At 79.3% G+C, this 314-nt stretch carries 1 protein-coding gene; it reads right to left on the bottom strand.

Going from position 1 to position 314, the window contains the following annotated elements:
• A partial coding sequence (locus ADL25_RS18790) for a biotin/lipoyl-containing protein (RefSeq protein ID WP_324614057.1) occupies nt 1–314 on the bottom strand: 314 nt, incomplete at both ends.

The raw sequence follows: 314 nt of genomic DNA, 5'->3' as shown, positions 1-314 counted from the left end.
ATGACGGCCAGCTTGGCGCCGACCTCGGCGGTCTCGTCCTCGCCGACCACGATCTCGAGCAGCACGCCGGAGGAGGGCGCCGGGATCTCGGTGTCGACCTTGTCCGTGGAGACCTCGAGCAGCGGCTCGTCGGCCTCGACGGAGTCGCCGACCGACTTCAGCCAGCGGGTGACGGTGCCCTCGGTGACCGACTCGCCGAGCGCGGGCAGGACCACGTCGGTGCCCTGGGCGGCACCGGCGGGGGGGGCCGGGGGGGCGGGGGGGGGCCGGGGGGGGGCGGGGGGGGGGGGGGGCGGCGCGGCGCGGGGGGGGCC

Source organism: Streptomyces sp. NRRL F-5122 (assembly GCF_001507435.1).
Lineage (GTDB): Bacteria > Actinomycetota > Actinomycetes > Streptomycetales > Streptomycetaceae > Streptomyces > Streptomyces lannensis.
Note: the sequence above shows the minus strand (reverse complement) of the source record. Positions and strands in the feature narration are given on the sequence as shown.